This window comes from Campylobacter concisus (assembly GCF_001298465.1).
GTDB lineage: Bacteria > Campylobacterota > Campylobacteria > Campylobacterales > Campylobacteraceae > Campylobacter_A > Campylobacter_A concisus.
On sequence record NZ_CP012541.1, the window covers coordinates 1280240 to 1296200 of the forward strand.

Annotated in this window: 16 protein-coding genes; 3 read left to right on the forward strand and 13 right to left on the reverse strand. The window is 40.8% G+C overall.

Annotation, left to right across the window (positions count from 1 at the left end; translation table 11 throughout):
* The first annotated feature begins 14 nt into the window (after nucleotides 1–14).
* A complete protein-coding gene (locus tag CCON33237_RS06550) occupies nucleotides 15–1304 on the forward strand; it encodes a M28 family peptidase (protein ID WP_054196910.1) in 1290 nt (429 codons plus the stop codon).
* Between the two features lie 87 nt (nucleotides 1305–1391).
* On the opposite strand, the gene CCON33237_RS06555 is transcribed toward CCON33237_RS06550, so the two are convergent.
* The 7 genes from CCON33237_RS06555 to CCON33237_RS06585 are packed head-to-tail and all read right to left on the reverse strand — an operon-like array spanning nucleotide 1392 to nucleotide 7900.
* On the reverse strand, nucleotides 1392–2669 hold the full coding sequence (locus tag CCON33237_RS06555) for a dihydroorotase (RefSeq protein ID WP_054196911.1): 1278 nt from the start codon (nucleotides 2667–2669) through the stop codon (nucleotides 1392–1394).
* 2 nt (nucleotides 2670–2671) lie between these two features.
* On the reverse strand, nucleotides 2672–3601 hold the full coding sequence (locus CCON33237_RS06560; RefSeq protein WP_054196912.1) for an aspartate carbamoyltransferase catalytic subunit: 930 nt from the start codon (nucleotides 3599–3601) through the stop codon (nucleotides 2672–2674).
* Nucleotides 3602–3618: 17 nt separating this feature from the next.
* Nucleotides 3619–4029 (reverse strand): tetratricopeptide repeat protein, encoded by a 411-nt coding sequence (locus tag CCON33237_RS06565; protein ID WP_054196913.1) that lies wholly within the window; start codon nucleotides 4027–4029, stop codon nucleotides 3619–3621.
* 9 nt (nucleotides 4030–4038) lie between these two features.
* Nucleotides 4039–4266 (reverse strand): hypothetical protein, encoded by a 228-nt coding sequence (locus CCON33237_RS06570; RefSeq protein ID WP_002942640.1) that lies wholly within the window; start codon nucleotides 4264–4266, stop codon nucleotides 4039–4041.
* Nucleotides 4263–5288 (reverse strand): DHH family phosphoesterase, encoded by a 1026-nt coding sequence (locus CCON33237_RS06575; RefSeq protein ID WP_054196914.1) that lies wholly within the window; start codon nucleotides 5286–5288, stop codon nucleotides 4263–4265. Before CCON33237_RS06575 ends, CCON33237_RS06570 begins: the two co-directional genes overlap by 4 nt.
* A gap of 9 nt (nucleotides 5289–5297) precedes the next feature.
* Nucleotides 5298–7493, reverse strand: a complete 2196-nt coding sequence (flhA, locus tag CCON33237_RS06580; RefSeq protein WP_054196915.1) for a flagellar biosynthesis protein FlhA — start codon at nucleotides 7491–7493, stop codon at nucleotides 5298–5300.
* 2 nt (nucleotides 7494–7495) lie between these two features.
* Nucleotides 7496–7900, reverse strand: a complete 405-nt coding sequence (locus CCON33237_RS06585) for an RrF2 family transcriptional regulator (protein ID WP_054196916.1) — start codon at nucleotides 7898–7900, stop codon at nucleotides 7496–7498.
* 146 nt (nucleotides 7901–8046) lie between these two features.
* Between CCON33237_RS06585 and rpsO the strand changes: the two genes are divergently transcribed.
* On the forward strand, nucleotides 8047–8319 hold the full coding sequence (gene rpsO / locus CCON33237_RS06590) for a 30S ribosomal protein S15 (RefSeq protein WP_004317763.1): 273 nt from the start codon (nucleotides 8047–8049) through the stop codon (nucleotides 8317–8319).
* Nucleotides 8320–8711: 392 nt separating this feature from the next.
* Nucleotides 8712–10991, forward strand: a complete 2280-nt coding sequence (locus tag CCON33237_RS10135) for a molybdopterin oxidoreductase family protein (protein ID WP_307781498.1) — start codon at nucleotides 8712–8714, stop codon at nucleotides 10989–10991.
* Between the two features lie 52 nt (nucleotides 10992–11043).
* Here the strand turns inward: CCON33237_RS10135 and CCON33237_RS06605 are convergent, their stop codons facing one another.
* From CCON33237_RS06605 to ligA, 6 genes are read right to left on the reverse strand one after another with little or no spacing between them, the layout of a single operon-like run.
* Nucleotides 11044–11478: a hypothetical protein gene (locus CCON33237_RS06605; RefSeq protein WP_169748878.1), complete on the reverse strand. Its 435-nt coding sequence runs from the start codon at nucleotides 11476–11478 to the stop codon at nucleotides 11044–11046.
* A gap of 26 nt (nucleotides 11479–11504) precedes the next feature.
* Nucleotides 11505–11687, reverse strand: coding sequence for a hypothetical protein (locus CCON33237_RS09660; protein ID WP_169748879.1), 183 nt, complete (start codon nucleotides 11685–11687; stop codon nucleotides 11505–11507).
* A gap of 52 nt (nucleotides 11688–11739) precedes the next feature.
* Nucleotides 11740–12444: a carboxy-S-adenosyl-L-methionine synthase CmoA gene (gene cmoA / locus CCON33237_RS06610; RefSeq protein ID WP_054196918.1), complete on the reverse strand. Its 705-nt coding sequence runs from the start codon at nucleotides 12442–12444 to the stop codon at nucleotides 11740–11742.
* Entirely contained in the window at nucleotides 12441–13334 is an 894-nt protein-coding gene (locus CCON33237_RS06615) for a bifunctional riboflavin kinase/FAD synthetase (protein WP_054196919.1), read from the reverse strand. The genes cmoA and CCON33237_RS06615 overlap by 4 nt, the downstream gene beginning before the upstream one ends.
* Nucleotides 13300–14013 carry a 23S rRNA (cytidine-2'-O)-methyltransferase TlyA gene (gene tlyA, locus CCON33237_RS06620; protein WP_054196920.1) on the reverse strand — a complete coding sequence of 238 codons (714 nt, stop codon included), beginning with the start codon at nucleotides 14011–14013 and terminating at the stop codon, nucleotides 13300–13302. The genes CCON33237_RS06615 and tlyA overlap by 35 nt, the downstream gene beginning before the upstream one ends.
* Nucleotides 14003–15946 (reverse strand): NAD-dependent DNA ligase LigA, encoded by a 1944-nt coding sequence (gene ligA / locus CCON33237_RS06625; RefSeq protein ID WP_054196921.1) that lies wholly within the window; start codon nucleotides 15944–15946, stop codon nucleotides 14003–14005. The genes tlyA and ligA overlap by 11 nt, the downstream gene beginning before the upstream one ends.
* Nucleotides 15947–15961: the final 15 nt, after the last annotated feature.

Below are 15961 nucleotides of genomic sequence, written 5' to 3' on the forward strand. Positions count from 1 at the left end.
TTACGGAGGCAAATATGTCAAAGAGTGAAATTTTAAAGAAATTTGAGACACTTGCTGCGATACCACACTGCAGTTATGAGACTGATAAGATGCGTGATTTTCTAGCTAGCTATGCAAAAGATAAGGGCTGTGAGGTCGCGGTCGATAGCTTTGGCAACATTCACGCGTTTAAAGGCAAGCCAAAAATTTGCTTACAAAGCCACTACGATATGGTCTGTATGGGCGATGCTCCAAAGATCGAGATAGTTTATGGCGATGATGGCTACATGAGGGCTAAAAACTCATCTTTAGGCGCGGATAACGGCATAGGCGTGGCTATCATGATGCAGATGATAAGCGAATTTGACGACATAGAGTGCCTCTTTACAAATAACGAAGAAGTCGGCATGATCGGAGCCACTGGCTTTAGTGGCGATCTCAAAGCCGATAAGCTTTTAAATTTAGATAGTGAAGAGGACGATAGAGTCACTATCGGCTGCGCTGGTGGTGTAAATTTATTTGCCACTATCTCGCTTAATAGCAAAAAAACAAAAGAGAGCACGCTTTATGAAGTAAAAGTAAGTGGGCTTCCTGGCGGACACTCTGGCAACGAGATACATAAAAATATCCCAAATGCGATCAAGATTTTGGCGGCATTTGTGACTAAAAATGGCTGTAAGCTTGTCAAATTTGAAGGTGGCGAGCGAAGCAACTCTATCCCAAGCGGCGCAACTGCACTGGTTCTAAGCGATAAAGAGCTAAAAAGTGAGTGTGAAAATTTAAGCGTGAAAAAGCTTGGCATGGGAGATGAAATTTTAGAAAATGGCGAGAAAATTTTAGCACTAATCAATTCATTTTCACAAGGCGCAAGGGCCTATAACTGCGAGCTAGGCATACCGCAAGATAGCGTCAATCTCTCACTTGCAAAGATCAAAGATGATGGCACACTTGAAGTGGAGTTTTTCGCTAGATCTATGAGCAAAGACGGGCTAAATAGAATGGAATTTGAAATTTCAGAGCTTGCAAAAGCGGTTGGCTTTAACGTCATTAGTAAAGACAGAAACCCGGCTTGGAAACCTATAAATGATAAATTTGCAAACGATATTTTAGAAGAGCTTAAAATTTATAAGCCAAATGCAAGGATAACAGCCGTGCATGCTGGACTTGAGTGTGGAGTGCTTTTGGAGAAAAAAGCAGGTCTTAGCGCATGTTCTATTGGACCAAATATCTACTCACCTCACTCTACAAGAGAGCACTGCGAAGTAGCTTCTGCGCTTTTTATAGAAAAAGTAGTTCGCGGTATAGTTAAAAAATATAACTCATAAAAAGTAAAATTTGCTAGAAATTTCTAGCAAATTTTATATCTCAAAGCATCTAAAGCAAATTTGCCCGCAAGTGCGAGCAAATTTAGACTATTTTCCAAACTCATAAACGATCTTGCCACTTTTTATCGTGGTAGTCGCTGCCCCTTTTAGCTTTTTGCCAAAGAGTGGAGAATTTACCGATTTTGAGCGGTTTATCTTCTCGTCGTAGATATACTCGATCTCAGGGTCTATCACCGCGATGTCAGCAAGCATGCCCTCTGCGAGCTTACCTTTGTCTTTTAAATTTAGCATCTTAGCTGCATTTGTAGATGTTAGCTCCACCATGCGCTCTAGGCTTATAACGCCCTCATTTACGAGCTTAAGAGTGAGTGGCACAAGGGTTTGAAGTCCGATGATGCCAAATGGCGCCTTGTCAAATTCCACTATCTTTTCGTCCGTATGGTGTGGGGCATGATCGGTCGCGATAACGTCTATAAGTCCGCTTTTTAGCGCATCTCTTACCGCTTTTACGTCGCTTATCTCGCGAAGTGGCGGCGACATTTTGAAATTTGTATCGTAGGCATTTTTCAAAATTTCATCGTCGCTAAAGCTAAAGTGGTGAGGTGTCGCCTCGCAAGTGATGTTTATGCCCTCTTTTTTACCCATTTCGATGATCTTTAGCGAGTACTCTGAGCTTACGTGAGCGATGTGGATGTGCGCTTTAGTGAGCTTTGCGAGCAGCATATCACGGCTCACTGCGATCTCCTCTTTCTCTCTCGCCATACCACGAAGTCCAAGTATGGCTGAGACCTTGCCCTCGTGCATGACGCCCTGCCTGCAAAGCGAGCAGTCCTCTGAGTGGCTTATACAAAAGCTATTAAACATGCTTGAGTACTCAAGCGCCGCTCTCATCACGCTTGAGCTAGTCACTGGTAGGCCGTCATCACTAAATGCAACTGCGCCAGCTTCTATAAGATCGCCCATTTCAACGATCTCGTTGCCACCAAGTCCTTTGCTAATGGCTGCGATTGGCAAAAGATCGATCAGTCCGCAGTTTTTAGCCTTTTCTATCATCGCTCTTGTGATTGAAGCGTTGTCGTTTACTGGGTTTGTATTAGCCATGCAAAGGCAGGTGGTCACTCCTCCAGCCACAGCCGCTTCGGAGCCCGAGATGATGTCATCTTTATACTCTTGACCAGGATCGCGAAAATGCACATGCATGTCGATAAGTCCTGGCATGACGAGCTTATTTGTAGCGTCTATGACCTTATCAGCCTCAAATTTCTCACTTCCGATTTTGGCTATTTTGCCGTTTTCTATTAGGATATTTGCCTTAAATTTCTCGTCGCTATTTACGATAGTGCCGTTAATTATTGCTATTCTCATTTTTAGCCCCTATTTTTTGCAAGCGTATTTAGTATCGCCATTCTTATAGCAACGCCATTTTCTACTTGATTTAGTATGACTGAGTGCGTACCATCAGCCACGTCTGAGTTTAGCTCTACGCCCCTATTTATCGGTCCTGGGTGCAGTACGATAGCATCAGGTTTGGCTAGCTTTATCCTATTTTTATTTAATCCAAAGAATTTTGAGTACTCCCTCGAGCTTGGAAACGCTACGTCAGCACCGCCACGCTCTAGCTGGATGCGAAGCATGATGATAACGTCGCTGCCCTCGCAAGCCTCTTCCATATTTTTGCAAATTTGAGACTCAAATACCTCAGCATCTTTTGGCATCATCATCTTTGGCGCAAAGAGCTTTAAATTTATACCAAATTTCTTCATCGCCCAGATATCAGACCTTGCCACGCGGCTTCTAGCGATGTCGCCGATGATCGCCACGTTTAGGTTTTTATCCAAAATTTTGCCATGCTCTCTTAGTGTGAAAAGATCAAGCAAAGCTTGGCTTGGGTGCTCATTTGTGCCGTCTCCTGCGTTTACGATACTAGCCTCTGTCCTATCAGCTGCAAATTTCGCCGCTCCAGAGCTTGGGTGACGAAGCACAATGATGTCAGTTCTCATAGCAGCCATGTTATTCATCGTGTCATTTAGGCTCTCGCCCTTTGTCACGCTCGAGCTTGATGAACTGAAATTTATCGTATCAGCCCCAAGCCTCTTTGCTGCGATCTCAAAGGATGTTCTAGTTCTAGTCGAGTTTTCATAAAATGCATTGATCGTGGTCTTTCCACGAAGGTAGTCATTTTTTTTAACTTGGCTTAAATTTAGCTCCTTAAACTCTTTTGCCGCCTCTAAAAAATATAAAATTTCTTCCTTGCTAAGCTCTCTAGTTCCTATCAAATCTTTATGTTTGTAGCCCATTTTAAGCCCTTTTTGATCTATTTTGTTACAAAGTCGCAAGCTGGTTTGTAGCCGTTGTCGCAAGCTTTTTTAAACAAAGCTTTTGCCTTCTCTTCGCTTTTTGCTTCATTGTCATCTTTGTCTTTTATAAGGCCATAAGCTGTCATTTCGCCTAGTTTTTCGCAGGCCATGCCCTCATTTTCATCGCACATTTTTGTAAAAATTTTCTCAGCCTGAGCTCTATCTTTTGCCACGCCATCGCCATTAAATAGCATGATCGCATTCATCGTGCAAGCTTTTTTCTCGCCCTCGCCGCAAGCTTTGTTAAACGCAAGATAGGCCTCGTTAAAATTTTTCTTTGCATAAAGCTCATTTGCCTTGTCTAAATTTTCATTTGCCATAGCATTTAACGCAAAAAGTACCGCTGCAAAAACTAAAATTTTCTTCATATTTTCTCCTTATTTAAATAACTTTGGATGGTGTTTTTTCATATACTCAACTATCTCTATGACCTCGTCGCTACCGCTAGCGTCAGAGTTTTCTAACGCATCGTCGATGCACTCAACATAGAGATTTGCCGCCTCTTCAAGCTTGTCTTTTTTCACGCCAGCATAGTAAAACATCGCCTCAAGCACCATGCTAAGCTCGTAGCTAAGCTCCTCTACGCTTACCTCTTCTTCTTTCATATCTCCTCCTGTGTTTTTTTAGTTATTAGATCAACTATCTGCGCTTTGATCGGCTCATAGCTAAAGCCATCTTTGAAATTTGCAAAGAGCCCGCCGCTAGCATTGACGTGACCGCCGCCGCCAACTAGGTGTTTTGCCATAGCGCTAACGTCAAGCTTGCCATTTGCACGAAAGCTTAGCGTTTTTTTATTTGTCACGTCGATAAAGAAGTCAAATTCAGGATTTGCCACTAAAAAGTCGTTGCCGATAACCGAAACATTGCCGACATTGTAAGTTAAAATTCCTTTATGATCTTTATAGCTTATGCTAAATTTCTCTTTATTTTCACTAAGTTTTTTTACGACATAGTTTGAGATTAGATTGCTTAATGTGTCGTCCTTATCCTCTTTGAAAAATAACTTCTTAATCGCATGCACCTGCATATCAAGGCCGATATAGTCGTTTTTCTCGTTAAAAAATTTGCTAGCTTCTTTTAAGATATGATCCATATATAGGTTGTTTTCAGCCTCAAACATCACCTTATTTATCTCTTTGGCGTTTGCCACAAGTCCCAAGCAGACCTTGCCCATCTCAAAATTTTTATCATCTTTTAGCCAGATATCTACGGCATTTACGACGCCACTAAAAATTTCAAGCTCTTTGTTTTTGCCAAAAATTCCTGCAAAAAAGTCGTAAGTGATCTTTGTAGCACACCTTGAACTATCCAAAAAATACCATGGATAGGCGCTTGCACACTCGGCACCGCTTTGGTGATGATCAAGCAAAAATAGCTTTATATTTTTACCCTCTATCATCTCAGTAAAGCTTTCGCACTGGGCTAGAGTTAAATTTAGATCAGTAATCAAAATGATGTTTTTATCATCGTTTGAGGTATCTATCTCAGCTAAAATTTGAGCAAATTTATCATCTATCTCTCTGCCGTAGTTTGAGTTTAGAAATTTCACATCTTTGAAGTAAAAATTTGTTATATACTGAGCACCGTATCCGTCAAGATCGGTGTGTGAGAGGTGATAAATTTTCATCGTTTTCCTTTATAAATTTTCTATTTCTATGACGCCAACCGTTTCAAATGGCGTATTTGCCGAGATCTCAGCAAAGCTTAGCACCACGATGTCGATGGCAAAATTTGCACAGATATTTGCTATAAATTTTCTTAGACTTGGCTCCACACAAAGCACCATTTCGCCATGCTGACTCATCGGACGTTTCTCTTTTTCATGCCTTAGAGCCTGAACGATCGATGAAGTTTGAGCCACATTTATCATAAGGTGATACGCGCCGTCTTTATACTGCACCGCGTCCATAAGCTTTTGCTGCGCAGCACTATCTAAAATGTAAAAATTTAGCTGACCTTTCTCATCGACATAAAGCGAGGTGATAACACGTGAGAGCGCTGCGCGTACGTGTTCGATAATCATGTCTAGGTTTTTACTAACCTCGGCGATATCGCTAATTGATTCAAGTATGCTAAGCAGATCTTTGATCGGTATATTGTCTTTAAGCAGCGCTTTTAAAACCTTTTGGATCAAATTTATAGGCGCGATCCTTAGCGTATCCTCGACCACGACTGGATAATCGATCTTTAGTTTGTCTAATAAATTTTGCGTCTCTTGGCGAGTTAGAAGCTCGGCTGCATTTTGCTTGATAAGCTCGCTCATGTGCGTTGAGATGACGCTTGCAGGATCAACTATCGTGTAGCCACTAAGTATGGCGTCCTCTTTGACGCTAGCATCGATCCAAAGAGCATCCAGCCCAAAAGCTGGCTCTTTTGTCGGAATTCCCTCGATATCTTCGCTAACTAAACCGCTATCCATCGCTAGAAATTTATCCGCATAAATTTCACCCTGACCGATCACGATACCTTTTAGCTTAAAGCGGTATTCGTTTGGCGGTAGTTGAAGATTGTCACGAATTCTTATCTTTGGCATCAAAAAGCCAAGACTTGAAGCGATATTTCGCCTCATGGCGCGAATTCTCTCAATGAGATCCACATCAGCTAGCTTTAGCAGACCATATCCTAGGTCGAGCTCTAAAATTTCAAGCTTTAATATGTCATTTATCTTTGTCTCTTCTTCTCTTGCTATCTCTTCGTCGCTTTTCTTTGGAACCTTAGCAGCGGTGCCACTTGTCGCACCAGCTCCTGCGGCACCAGACACACCTGTTCCAGTCTTTTTAGAAGCAGCTTTGTCTTTTGGCGCAAGGTTTAAATTTAATCCACCATCTTTGGTCTGCTTGATGATGTAGCCAAGCCCCAAAAACAGTAATGCAATGAAGCCAAGAGATAGTGTCGGAAGTCCAGGAACAAGAGCAAACATAAAGAGTATGAAGCCCACTATTAGTAAGGTTTTATAGTCTCCCAAGAGCTGATTTAGAGTGCCTTCTGCAAAGTCCTCATCGTCTTTGCTAGCCCTTGTGATGATGATAGCAGTTGCTGTTGATGTGATAAGTCCTGGGATCTGACTCACAAGACCATCACCGATAGTTAGGATCGTATAATACTGGGCCGATGTAGCCATATCAAGGTTATGTTGAAACGAGCCGATGGCAAAACCGCCAATGATGTTGATGATAGTTATGATGATACCGGCTACGGCGTCACCTTTTATAAATTTAGACGAACCGTCCATGGCACCGTAAAAATTTGCCTCGCCGATGATAGCCTGGCGCCTTTCGCGCGCTGTTTTTTCATCGATCAGACCTGCATTTAGATCCGCGTCTATTGCCATTTGCTTACCTGGCATCGCATCAAGTGTAAAACGTGCTTGCACCTCGCTCACGCGGGTTGAACCCTTTGTTACGACCATAAAATTTATGAGCACCAGGATACAAAAGACGATGGTGCCGATGACAAAGTTGCCACCAACGACGAAATTTCCAAAACTTGAGATGATCTCGCTGACCGCTTCTGGGCCGTTGTGGCCTTCGCTTAAAATCATACGCGTGGTTGCGATGTTTAGCGAGAGGCGAAAAAGCGTAACAATAAGAATTAGCGTCGGAAATGTGCTAAGGTCAGTCGGTTTTGGCACGTAAATAGAGATCAATATAATAAGCACTGAAATCGAGATCGAAAGTGCTAAGAAAAAGTCAAGCACCGCGCTTGGAAGCGGCACGATGATGATAGCAAGGATAGCAACGATGATGCCAACGATGCTAAGACTTTTAAACTTAACAATTGGCGCAAGAAACGGCGCAACAAGAGTTAAGATGTTATTTTTTTGCTTTGCCAACTTTACTTCTTAACGATGTCACTTAGTTTGATCGCATCAAGCATCTCGTCGATCTTACTTTGAAGGCCGCTAAACATCGACCAAATTTGACAGCTTGAGGCTTTATTTGACGGGCAGCCATCTGCAGAAGATGAGCACTCAAAGACGTTAAGTTCACGTTTTTCAGCGCACTCTATTATCTTTTTTATGCTTAAATTTTCAGGTTCGTTATTTAGCGCGAAACCGCCATTTGCGCCTTTAAACGACTTTAAAATTCCATCTTTTGCAAGATTTTGTAAAATTTTGGCTAAAAAGCTTTTTGAAATTTTAAGTTCATTTGAGATTGTATCAACATCAACTGGAGATGATTTTTGAGATATTAAAATAAGTGAAAGTAGAGCGTATTCGCTTGCCTTTGTAAAAAGCATTTATCTTCCTTAAGTCTTTAAATAGCCCTAATTTTATTAAATTTTTACTGCATTTTTCATTAATTTTTAAAAAGCGTAGTTTTATCTAACTTTATGTTTTAAATGCTATAATCGCTCTTCCAAAATTCACCAATCAGGAGGTCATTATGGCTTTGGATTCGGCTAAAAAAGCTCAAATAGTTGCGAAATTCGCTAGAAAAGAGGGAGATACAGGCTCTCCAGAAGTTCAAATAGCTCTTTTAACAGCTAGAATAACTGAACTTACAGAACACCTTAAAATTTTCAAAAAAGACTTTTCATCACGCTTAGGTCTTTTAAAACTAGTTGGTCAAAGAAAAAGACTTTTAAAGTATCTTAAAAACAAAGACTACACTACATATTCAAAACTAATCTCTGAGCTTGGCTTAAGAGATAAATAATCCATCGGAGAGCGATCTGCTCTCCTTACTAAAATTCATTTATACATTTCTTTTGTTCAAAATTTATAGTCTATTTTAAAATTTTCCATCTTTAGTATTAATTTATCTACTCACAATACGACTAATCTTTTTAAATAAGGTAAAATTAGAATTAATTTTTTCATTTTATATAAAAAGCTAAATCTCTATATCTTTATTTCTTTTATAATAAATTTATCAATTTTAAATAAATTTTAAAACCCCTAAATAATTGACTTTAATAGAATTAAATTAATTTTAACTTAAATTAAAAATTTATTTTTATAGATAAAGAATTTTTATTAAAGATTAAGAATCCGGCTAGTAATATTATCCATATAAAAATATGCATATATTGCATAGTAAAGGAGAAAATGATGAAAGAAGGCAAAGTCATCTGTCCTTATTGCGGGACAGGCTGTCAAGTAACCTTGCATGTGGAAAACAATGTCGTTCGTGCCGCCACTGGCGTTGAAGACAATCCAGTCAACCAAGGAAATTTATGTTTAAAAGGCTTTTATGGCTGGGATTATGTTGCAAGTCCAGATAGACTCACAAAACCATTAATTAGAAAGAAAAATGGTGTATTTTCAAAGGATGGTGATTTTGAGGAAGCTAGCTGGGATGAGGCACTTGATCTTGTCGTAGAAAAAATGAAAGAAACCAAAGCAAAATATGGTCCAGACGCATTAGCCGGAAATTTCTCAGCACGTTGCACACTTGAAGACAACTACGTTGCTCAAAAACTAATGCGTGCCGTAATTGGTACAAACAACGTCGATCACTGTGCTAGAATTTGACACGCTCCGACAGTAGCAGGACTTGCTAAAACAATCGGAAACGGAGCTGCCACAAATAGCTTTACAGAGATTGGCACTTATAGTAATTGCATATTAATGATAGGCTCAAACCCAGAAAATGGTCACCCAATCGCAGCTATGCACATCCAAAGAGCACTAAACCGCGGTGCGAAACTGATCGTCATTGACCCTATCAAGACTGAGTTTGCAAGCAGAGCCGACATCCACTTACAACTAGAGCCTGAGCACAATATCCCAGTTATCAACGCACTTCTTTACACTATCATCGAAGAAGGCCTTGTAAATGAAGAATTTGTAAGAGATCACACAATAGGTATTGAGTATGTCAAAGAAGCTGTAAAAGACTATGCTCCAGAGGTCGTGGCTAAATACACAAGGCTAAATCCAGAGGATATCAGAGCGGCTGCTAGAATGTACGCTACCACAAAGCCAGCTGTCATCACTCACGGCATGGGTGTAACTCACTTTAACCACGGCGTCGGCGGAGTTTGCGATGTATCAAATTTATTCTTGATCACTGGTAATATCTGCGAGCTTGGCACAGGCGACTTGCCGCTTAGAGGTCAAGAGAACGTTCAAGGCTGCTGTGATATGGGCGTTTTACCAAATATTTTCCCAAATCTTGGCTCAGTAACTGATCCAGAGCAAAGAGCTTGGTTTGAGAAAATGTGGCACCTAGAACCTGGATTTTTGAGCTCAAAAATAGGCGTTCACAAAACCGAAGTACCTGATGCGATCCTTGATGGCAAAGTGCATTTCTTCTGGACTATCGGCGAAAATCCAGTCATCTCTGAGCCAAATACAAACCACTTCTTAAAAGGTATCGCTCATGTTGATTTCTACGTCGTACAAGACCTATTTTTAACCGAGACTTCACTAAAAGCTGACGTCATACTTCCAGGCGTTGCAAGTAGCGAGAAAGAAGGACTTTATACAAACGCAGAGCGCCGCGTACAGCACAATGAAGCAGTCATCACACCTCCAGGAGATGCTAGACAAGACTGGTGGATCGTTTGCGAGATCGCACGCCGTTTAGGTGCAACAGAGGGCTTTAACTTCAACTCACCAGAAGAAATTTGGGAAGAAGTTAGAAAATGCGACCCAAGACGATATGGCGGCATGAGTTATTACCGTATCAAAAAATATCACGGACTTCACTGGCCATGTCCGAACGAAGATGATATGGGCGGTCAGAGCCTCTATCTTGATAAGAAATTTTTCACACCTGATGGCAAAGGTCGTTTTGTACCATGCCTCTTTGTGGATAAGGCCGATAAGATCGAAAGTGCAAAACTTGAGTTTGCTAAAAAGATGAATATGTCACCTGAGTATCCTATCATGGCTGGCTCAGTCGATGAAAAGACTGACGATGAGTATCCGATACAACTTCTAACCACTAGGAAGGTTTATCAATACACCGTTGGCACTATGACAAGACGCTCACGAGCGATCGAAGAAGGCGGAGATAGTATCGGACCTATCGCCGAAATGAATCCAGCACTTGCAGCAAGATATGGTTTAAAACAAGGTGATTTCATCAAAGCATGGAGTAGATACGGCTATATCGTCGTAAAAGCTGAAGTAACAGACATCGTGCCTGATGGCATCATTCAGATGACTTTCCACTACTGGGAGAGCTCTTGCAATGAGCTAACAAGCAGTGGCTGGGACTACATCAGTAAGACTCCGACATTTAAAGCAGCTATTCAGATCAAAAAGATCGATGAAGAAGAATTTTTACGAGTTCGCGAACTAAAACGCATAAAATTCCAAACTTCAAAGATCATTTATGATGACTTCCACCACCACGGAAATGCAGCGATAAATGAGTAAATTTAGCGGGTAACTCCCGCTAAATTTCTTTTATAATTGAATTTTGTATAACTTATAAAATTTTCGATACTACAAAGCCAAAAAAATCACTTACTTTTATGTTGGATTTTTTGATTATTTCTATAAGTCTTTGATAATTATTAAGTGCATCAAAAAATTGTTTTTCATTTAGTTCTTTATCTTTAAGATAAGCTTGAACGGTAGCTTTAAATTTTTCTTTGTCTAAAAATTTCTCAAATAAAGAAAATAAAATATTAATCCTGATTTTTAAAATTTCATTATTTAATCCATAATCAGCAAATGAACCAAGATTATTTATTGCATTTATCATTTCACGCTTTTGAACACTACTTTGTATATGAATTTTAACTTCGCCATTTTGCTCATTGTAGATGGTGCTAAATTTTTTAGCAATATTTATAAGAGTTTCTCTAACTATCTCATCGCCATTTTGTTTCGGATATCTCAAATGCGCATTTAAATCCAAGCTCTTTACCTTTGTCTCGCTTATCTTTAATAAATTTGATATTCATAATTTGATAGCCCTTTAAAATCACTAGAAAGTAGATGAAATATAAGAATTTCAGTTTCACTTTTACTCATTGCACCAAAACTAGCAGATAAGTAATGTTTCAAAAATTCTTTACCAAAATTTACACTTGCTTTATCTATAATTTCTTGTATTGTTTGTGCCATAAAATACTCCTTATATATTTGAAAGTAAAAACAGATATTTTTAAATAAAAATTTACTTAAACGCCAAAAAACTCATGAAATTTCCCCATTTAAATGCGCTCTCGACACGCTTAAAGCCAGCATTTAGGGCTAAGCTTCTATTTTCTTCTTCAGTGTATGGCACTAGCACATTTTCAAGCGCCTCTCTTTTTTGGGCGATCTCATAGCGTGAGTAGCCTTGTGCCTGCTTGTAGTCTTCATAAATTTCTATGACGCTTTTAGTAAGTTTTTTATCTTCAAAGATGATCTTTTCACTAAACAAAAAAACTCCATTTTCATTTAGTCCGTTATAAATTTTTTGCACTAGATCAGCCCTTTTTGGCGGTCTGATAAACTGCAAAGTATAGTTTGCCAAAACTGCGTCAAAACCCACTAGCTCACACTTTAAAATATCATCAAGCAAAAATTTTATCTTTGCTCCATAAGCCTTTGCCTTATTTTTGGCATTTGCTAGCATCGCCTCAGAGTTATCCACGCCACTTAGCACGAGGTCATTTCTAAGATTATTTAGCAAAAGCAGGCTATTTGCCGTCGAGCAGCCAAGGTCGCATACACTTGCATCTTTTGGCAAAATTTTAGCAAGCAGCTTTGCATTTAAATTTGAACTAACGTCGTAAAATGGCACTGAGCGCGAGATCATATCATCAAATACACTCGCCACAAAGTCATCAAATTCAAACTGCTTACCTATAGGCTCTTTAAAAATTTCATCTCTCATATACCAGCTCCGTATCCGTCAAAGTATCTCATTGTCTCGTTGCCAAAAAGATCGCACACGCCAACACAAGCTCTAGCTCCGTTTATATCGCATTTGATCTGTTCTTTTAGCTCTTCAAGTGTGTCAAATTTTTTATTATCTCGCAAACGTTTTATAAAACAAACCGCAACGTGCTTCGTTACTTTTGGCGCGACCTCGTCTAAGATGTGCGTCTCGACACTAAAATTTCCATCCGTACTAAGTCTGTTGCCTATAAAAGTGACCGAGCCGTAGGTATATGAGCCTATCCTGGTTCTTGTGGCGTATACGCCGTCTTTAGGCAACAGATAGTTTTTTACATCCAAATTTAGCGTTGCAACTAGCTCCTTTGCACCGATGCCCTGCCCTTTTATCACGTTGCCCTCGACCGAGTACTCCCTGCCTATTAGCCTGTTTGCCTCTTCGATGTTGCCTTGGCGTATCAGCTCCCTAATGGATGAGCTATGCACGCCCATGCCGTCATAACAAACCTCATCAACGACGACCACCTCACCATCAAAAATTCTTTTCAAATCGTGCTTATCCCACGCTCTATTTCTGCCAAATCTAAAATCAAACCCAACAACGATCTTTTTTAAATTTTTAAAATCATGTTTTAGCATCGCGATAAATTCCTCACCACTAAGCCCTTTTATACTCTCAAAATCGTACAAAAAGCAAGGATAGTTTGAGTACTCGGCTCGCTTTAGCTTTGGCGTGATGTTGGCTTTATTTTTATCGATCACGACAAGTCCGCCAAACTCGCCAAGCTGCTTTAAAAGCTGTTTGTGCCCCCTATGCACGCCGTCAAAGTGCCCGATCGCAACGGCAGTGATGTTATCTTTTGTTAAAAGCGTAGAAAAATTCGGCATTTCCCTCTTTCCCTTTTACTTCGCACTCTTTGCAAGCTATCATTTTAAATCCTAAGCCATTAGCCATCACTTCAAACCTCTTCATTGCTAAATTTATAGCTTTCATATCAGTGACGACGCCTTTTTTATTTCGTTTTACGCCAACACCCACTTCAAATTGTGGCTTAAAGAGCGTGATAATGAGCGAATTTGCACTTGCTAGCTCGCCTATAGCTGGTAAAATTTCAGCTAAAGAGATAAAGCTAACATCGCAGGTTATTAGATCAAATTTATCTTGCTCTTGCTTGGCAAACTCTCTTATATCGGTCTTTTCATAAATTTTTACTCGATCATCGCTTCTTAGGCTAGTGTCCAGCTGATCGGTGCCAACATCGACGCCAGTCACGCTCTTTACGCCACGCTCAAGCAAAATTTGCATAAAGCCACCAGTTGAACTGCCGATATCAAGTGCGTTTTTGCCTGCTAGATCAAATTTCATCGCCTCTAAAAAGCTCTTTAGCTTCAAAGCACCTCGCCCAACGTAAATTTCATCAAGCAGTGAAATTTTAGCCTCGCTAACCTCGCTTGAAACCTTGGTGCAAATTTCGCCGTTTGTTAGCACCTTGCCAGATTTAATGAGCTCGCTCGCCTTGTTTCTACTGATATTTAAAATACTTGCGACGTAGTTATCAAACCTCAAGTTTTAGCCTCTCATATTCGTCCTCATCGATCACTCGCACGCCTAGCTCATTTGCTTTATCAAGCTTACTGCCAGCCTCCTCGCCAGCTAAGACGAAGTCCGTTTTTTTAGAAACTGAGCTTGAAATCTTTGCACCAAAACTCTCAAGCTCGGCCTTTATCTCATCCCTTGGGCGACTTAGCGTGCCAGTTATCACGACCGTTTTGCCACTTAGCGCGTTTGAGATGCTTTGCACCTGCGCCACGCTTGGCTGCACGATCTGGCTAAGAGCTAAAATTTCTGCTCTATTTACCTCAGCAAAATCAATTAGACTATTTGCCATCTCCACGCCAAAGCCCTCAAGCGAGGTTAGCTCTTCAAAGCTAGCGTCAAGCCAGCCCAGCCCAAAGCTACTTGCTAGCTTTTTAGCCGCTACTTCGCCGATGTGCTCGCAGCCAAGCCCCGTGATAAAGCGCGATAGCTCTGCACCTTTGCTAGCTTCAATAGCATTTAAAAGGTTATTTACCTTTTTCTCTTTAAAGCCCTCAAGCACCATGAGATCATCAAATTTAAGGCCGTAAATGTCTTTTATGCAGGCAATTAACCCCTTGTCAAATAGCAAATTTACGATCGCATCACCAAGGCCGTCTATATTTAGGCATTTTTTCGATGCGTAGTGAATTATTGAGCCAACCACTCTTGCCCTACAGCTTAAATTTTGGCACTTCAAAAACGCTCCCTCATCAAGCAAGTGCGAGCCGCAAACTGGGCAAAATTTAGGCCTCTCTATCGCCTGCTCGCTGCCATCTCGCCTATCTTTATAAACTTTTGTTATCTTTGGAATGACGTCTCCTGAGCGGATGATGCCGATATAGTCGTTTTTCATAACGCCAAGGCGCTCTATTTCATCAAAGTTATGAAGCGTGGCGGATTTTACATTTGCGCCATCAATATTTACCTCATCAAGCACGCCAACAGGTGTTACTACGCCGCTTCTGCCAACCTGAAGCGCGACGTCTTTTAGCCTAGTCACCTTTTCAATGGCTGGAAATTTAAACGCCACCATAAATTTTGGAAATTTAACAGTATAGCCCAGCTCTTCGCAGCGTGCAAGGTCGTTTACGCGTATCACCATACCATCCATCATCACACTTTTTGAGTCACGATTTGCCAAAAGCTCGTTGTATGCAGCTTCAAGCTCGTCTTTTGTTAAAATTTTGAAAAAATCATCCCTCTCAAAGCCAAGATCACGCACAAATTTCATTACCTCGCTATGATCTTTCAGCCCAAGGCTCTGCTCGCCTACGCCCCAAGGTATGAAAAGCAGCTTTCTTTTAGCAGTCACCGCACTATCAAGCTGTCTTAGACTTCCAGCTGCAGCATTTCTAGGGTTTGAAAGTGGTGCCTCGCCCTCTTTTGCGCGCTCTGCGTTTAGTAGCTCAAAATCTTCTTTTTTTATAACAACCTCGCCCCTGATTTCGATTAGCCCTTTGTAATCAATACTCTTTAAAACAGAATTTATCGTCTTTGCATTTTGCGTCACATCCTCACCAGTAACACCGTCACCCCTAGTAATCGCCCTAACCAAAACGCCATTTTCGTAGAGTAAATTTAAGCTCGCTCCATCAAATTTTGGCTCAGCCACAAAGGTCAAATTCTCTTTATCGCCACGCTTTAGCCACGCATCAAGCTCGGCTAGATCAAAAATATCTTCCATACTCCACATGCGTTTGATGTGATTAGCCTTACTAAAGCCCTCTTTTACGGTGCCGCCCACGCGTTTTGTAGGTGAAAAGATAGAAATTTCGCTTGGATTTGCCTGCTCATAATCAAGCACCGCGTGATATAGCGCGTCATACTCCTCGTCGCTTGCAAGTGGCTCGTCCTCGTCGTAGTAGGCCTTTGCCCACGCATTTAGCATCTCTACTGCTTTTTCGTACTCTTGTTTTGTCATTTTTGCTCCAAATTT

Excerpts from the sequence above, each read along its gene's own strand:
- CCON33237_RS06570 (WP_002942640.1), bottom strand. The coding sequence starts at position 4,266 with ATGAAAGAAGAAGAGGTAAGCGTAGAGGAGCTTAGCTACGAGCTTAGC.
- CCON33237_RS09660 (WP_169748879.1), bottom strand. The coding sequence starts at position 11,687 with ATGGCACAAACAATACAAGAAATTATAGATAAAGCAAGTGTAAATTTT.
- CCON33237_RS06575 (WP_054196914.1), bottom strand. The coding sequence starts at position 5,288 with ATGAAAATTTATCACCTCTCACACACCGATCTTGACGGATACGGTGCT.
- CCON33237_RS06615 (WP_054196919.1), bottom strand. The coding sequence starts at position 13,334 with ATGCCGAATTTTTCTACGCTTTTAACAAAAGATAACATCACTGCCGTT.
- CCON33237_RS06565 (WP_054196913.1), bottom strand. The coding sequence starts at position 4,029 with ATGAAGAAAATTTTAGTTTTTGCAGCGGTACTTTTTGCGTTAAATGCT.
- ligA (WP_054196921.1), bottom strand. The coding sequence starts at position 15,946 with ATGACAAAACAAGAGTACGAAAAAGCAGTAGAGATGCTAAATGCGTGG.
- CCON33237_RS06555 (WP_054196911.1), bottom strand. The coding sequence starts at position 2,669 with ATGAGAATAGCAATAATTAACGGCACTATCGTAAATAGCGACGAGAAA.
- cmoA (WP_054196918.1), bottom strand. The coding sequence starts at position 12,444 with ATGAGAGATGAAATTTTTAAAGAGCCTATAGGTAAGCAGTTTGAATTT.
- rpsO (WP_004317763.1), top strand. The coding sequence starts at position 8,047 with ATGGCTTTGGATTCGGCTAAAAAAGCTCAAATAGTTGCGAAATTCGCT.
- CCON33237_RS06560 (WP_054196912.1), bottom strand. The coding sequence starts at position 3,601 with ATGGGCTACAAACATAAAGATTTGATAGGAACTAGAGAGCTTAGCAAG.
- CCON33237_RS06585 (WP_054196916.1), bottom strand. The coding sequence starts at position 7,900 with ATGCTTTTTACAAAGGCAAGCGAATACGCTCTACTTTCACTTATTTTA.
- CCON33237_RS06550 (WP_054196910.1), top strand. The coding sequence starts at position 15 with ATGTCAAAGAGTGAAATTTTAAAGAAATTTGAGACACTTGCTGCGATA.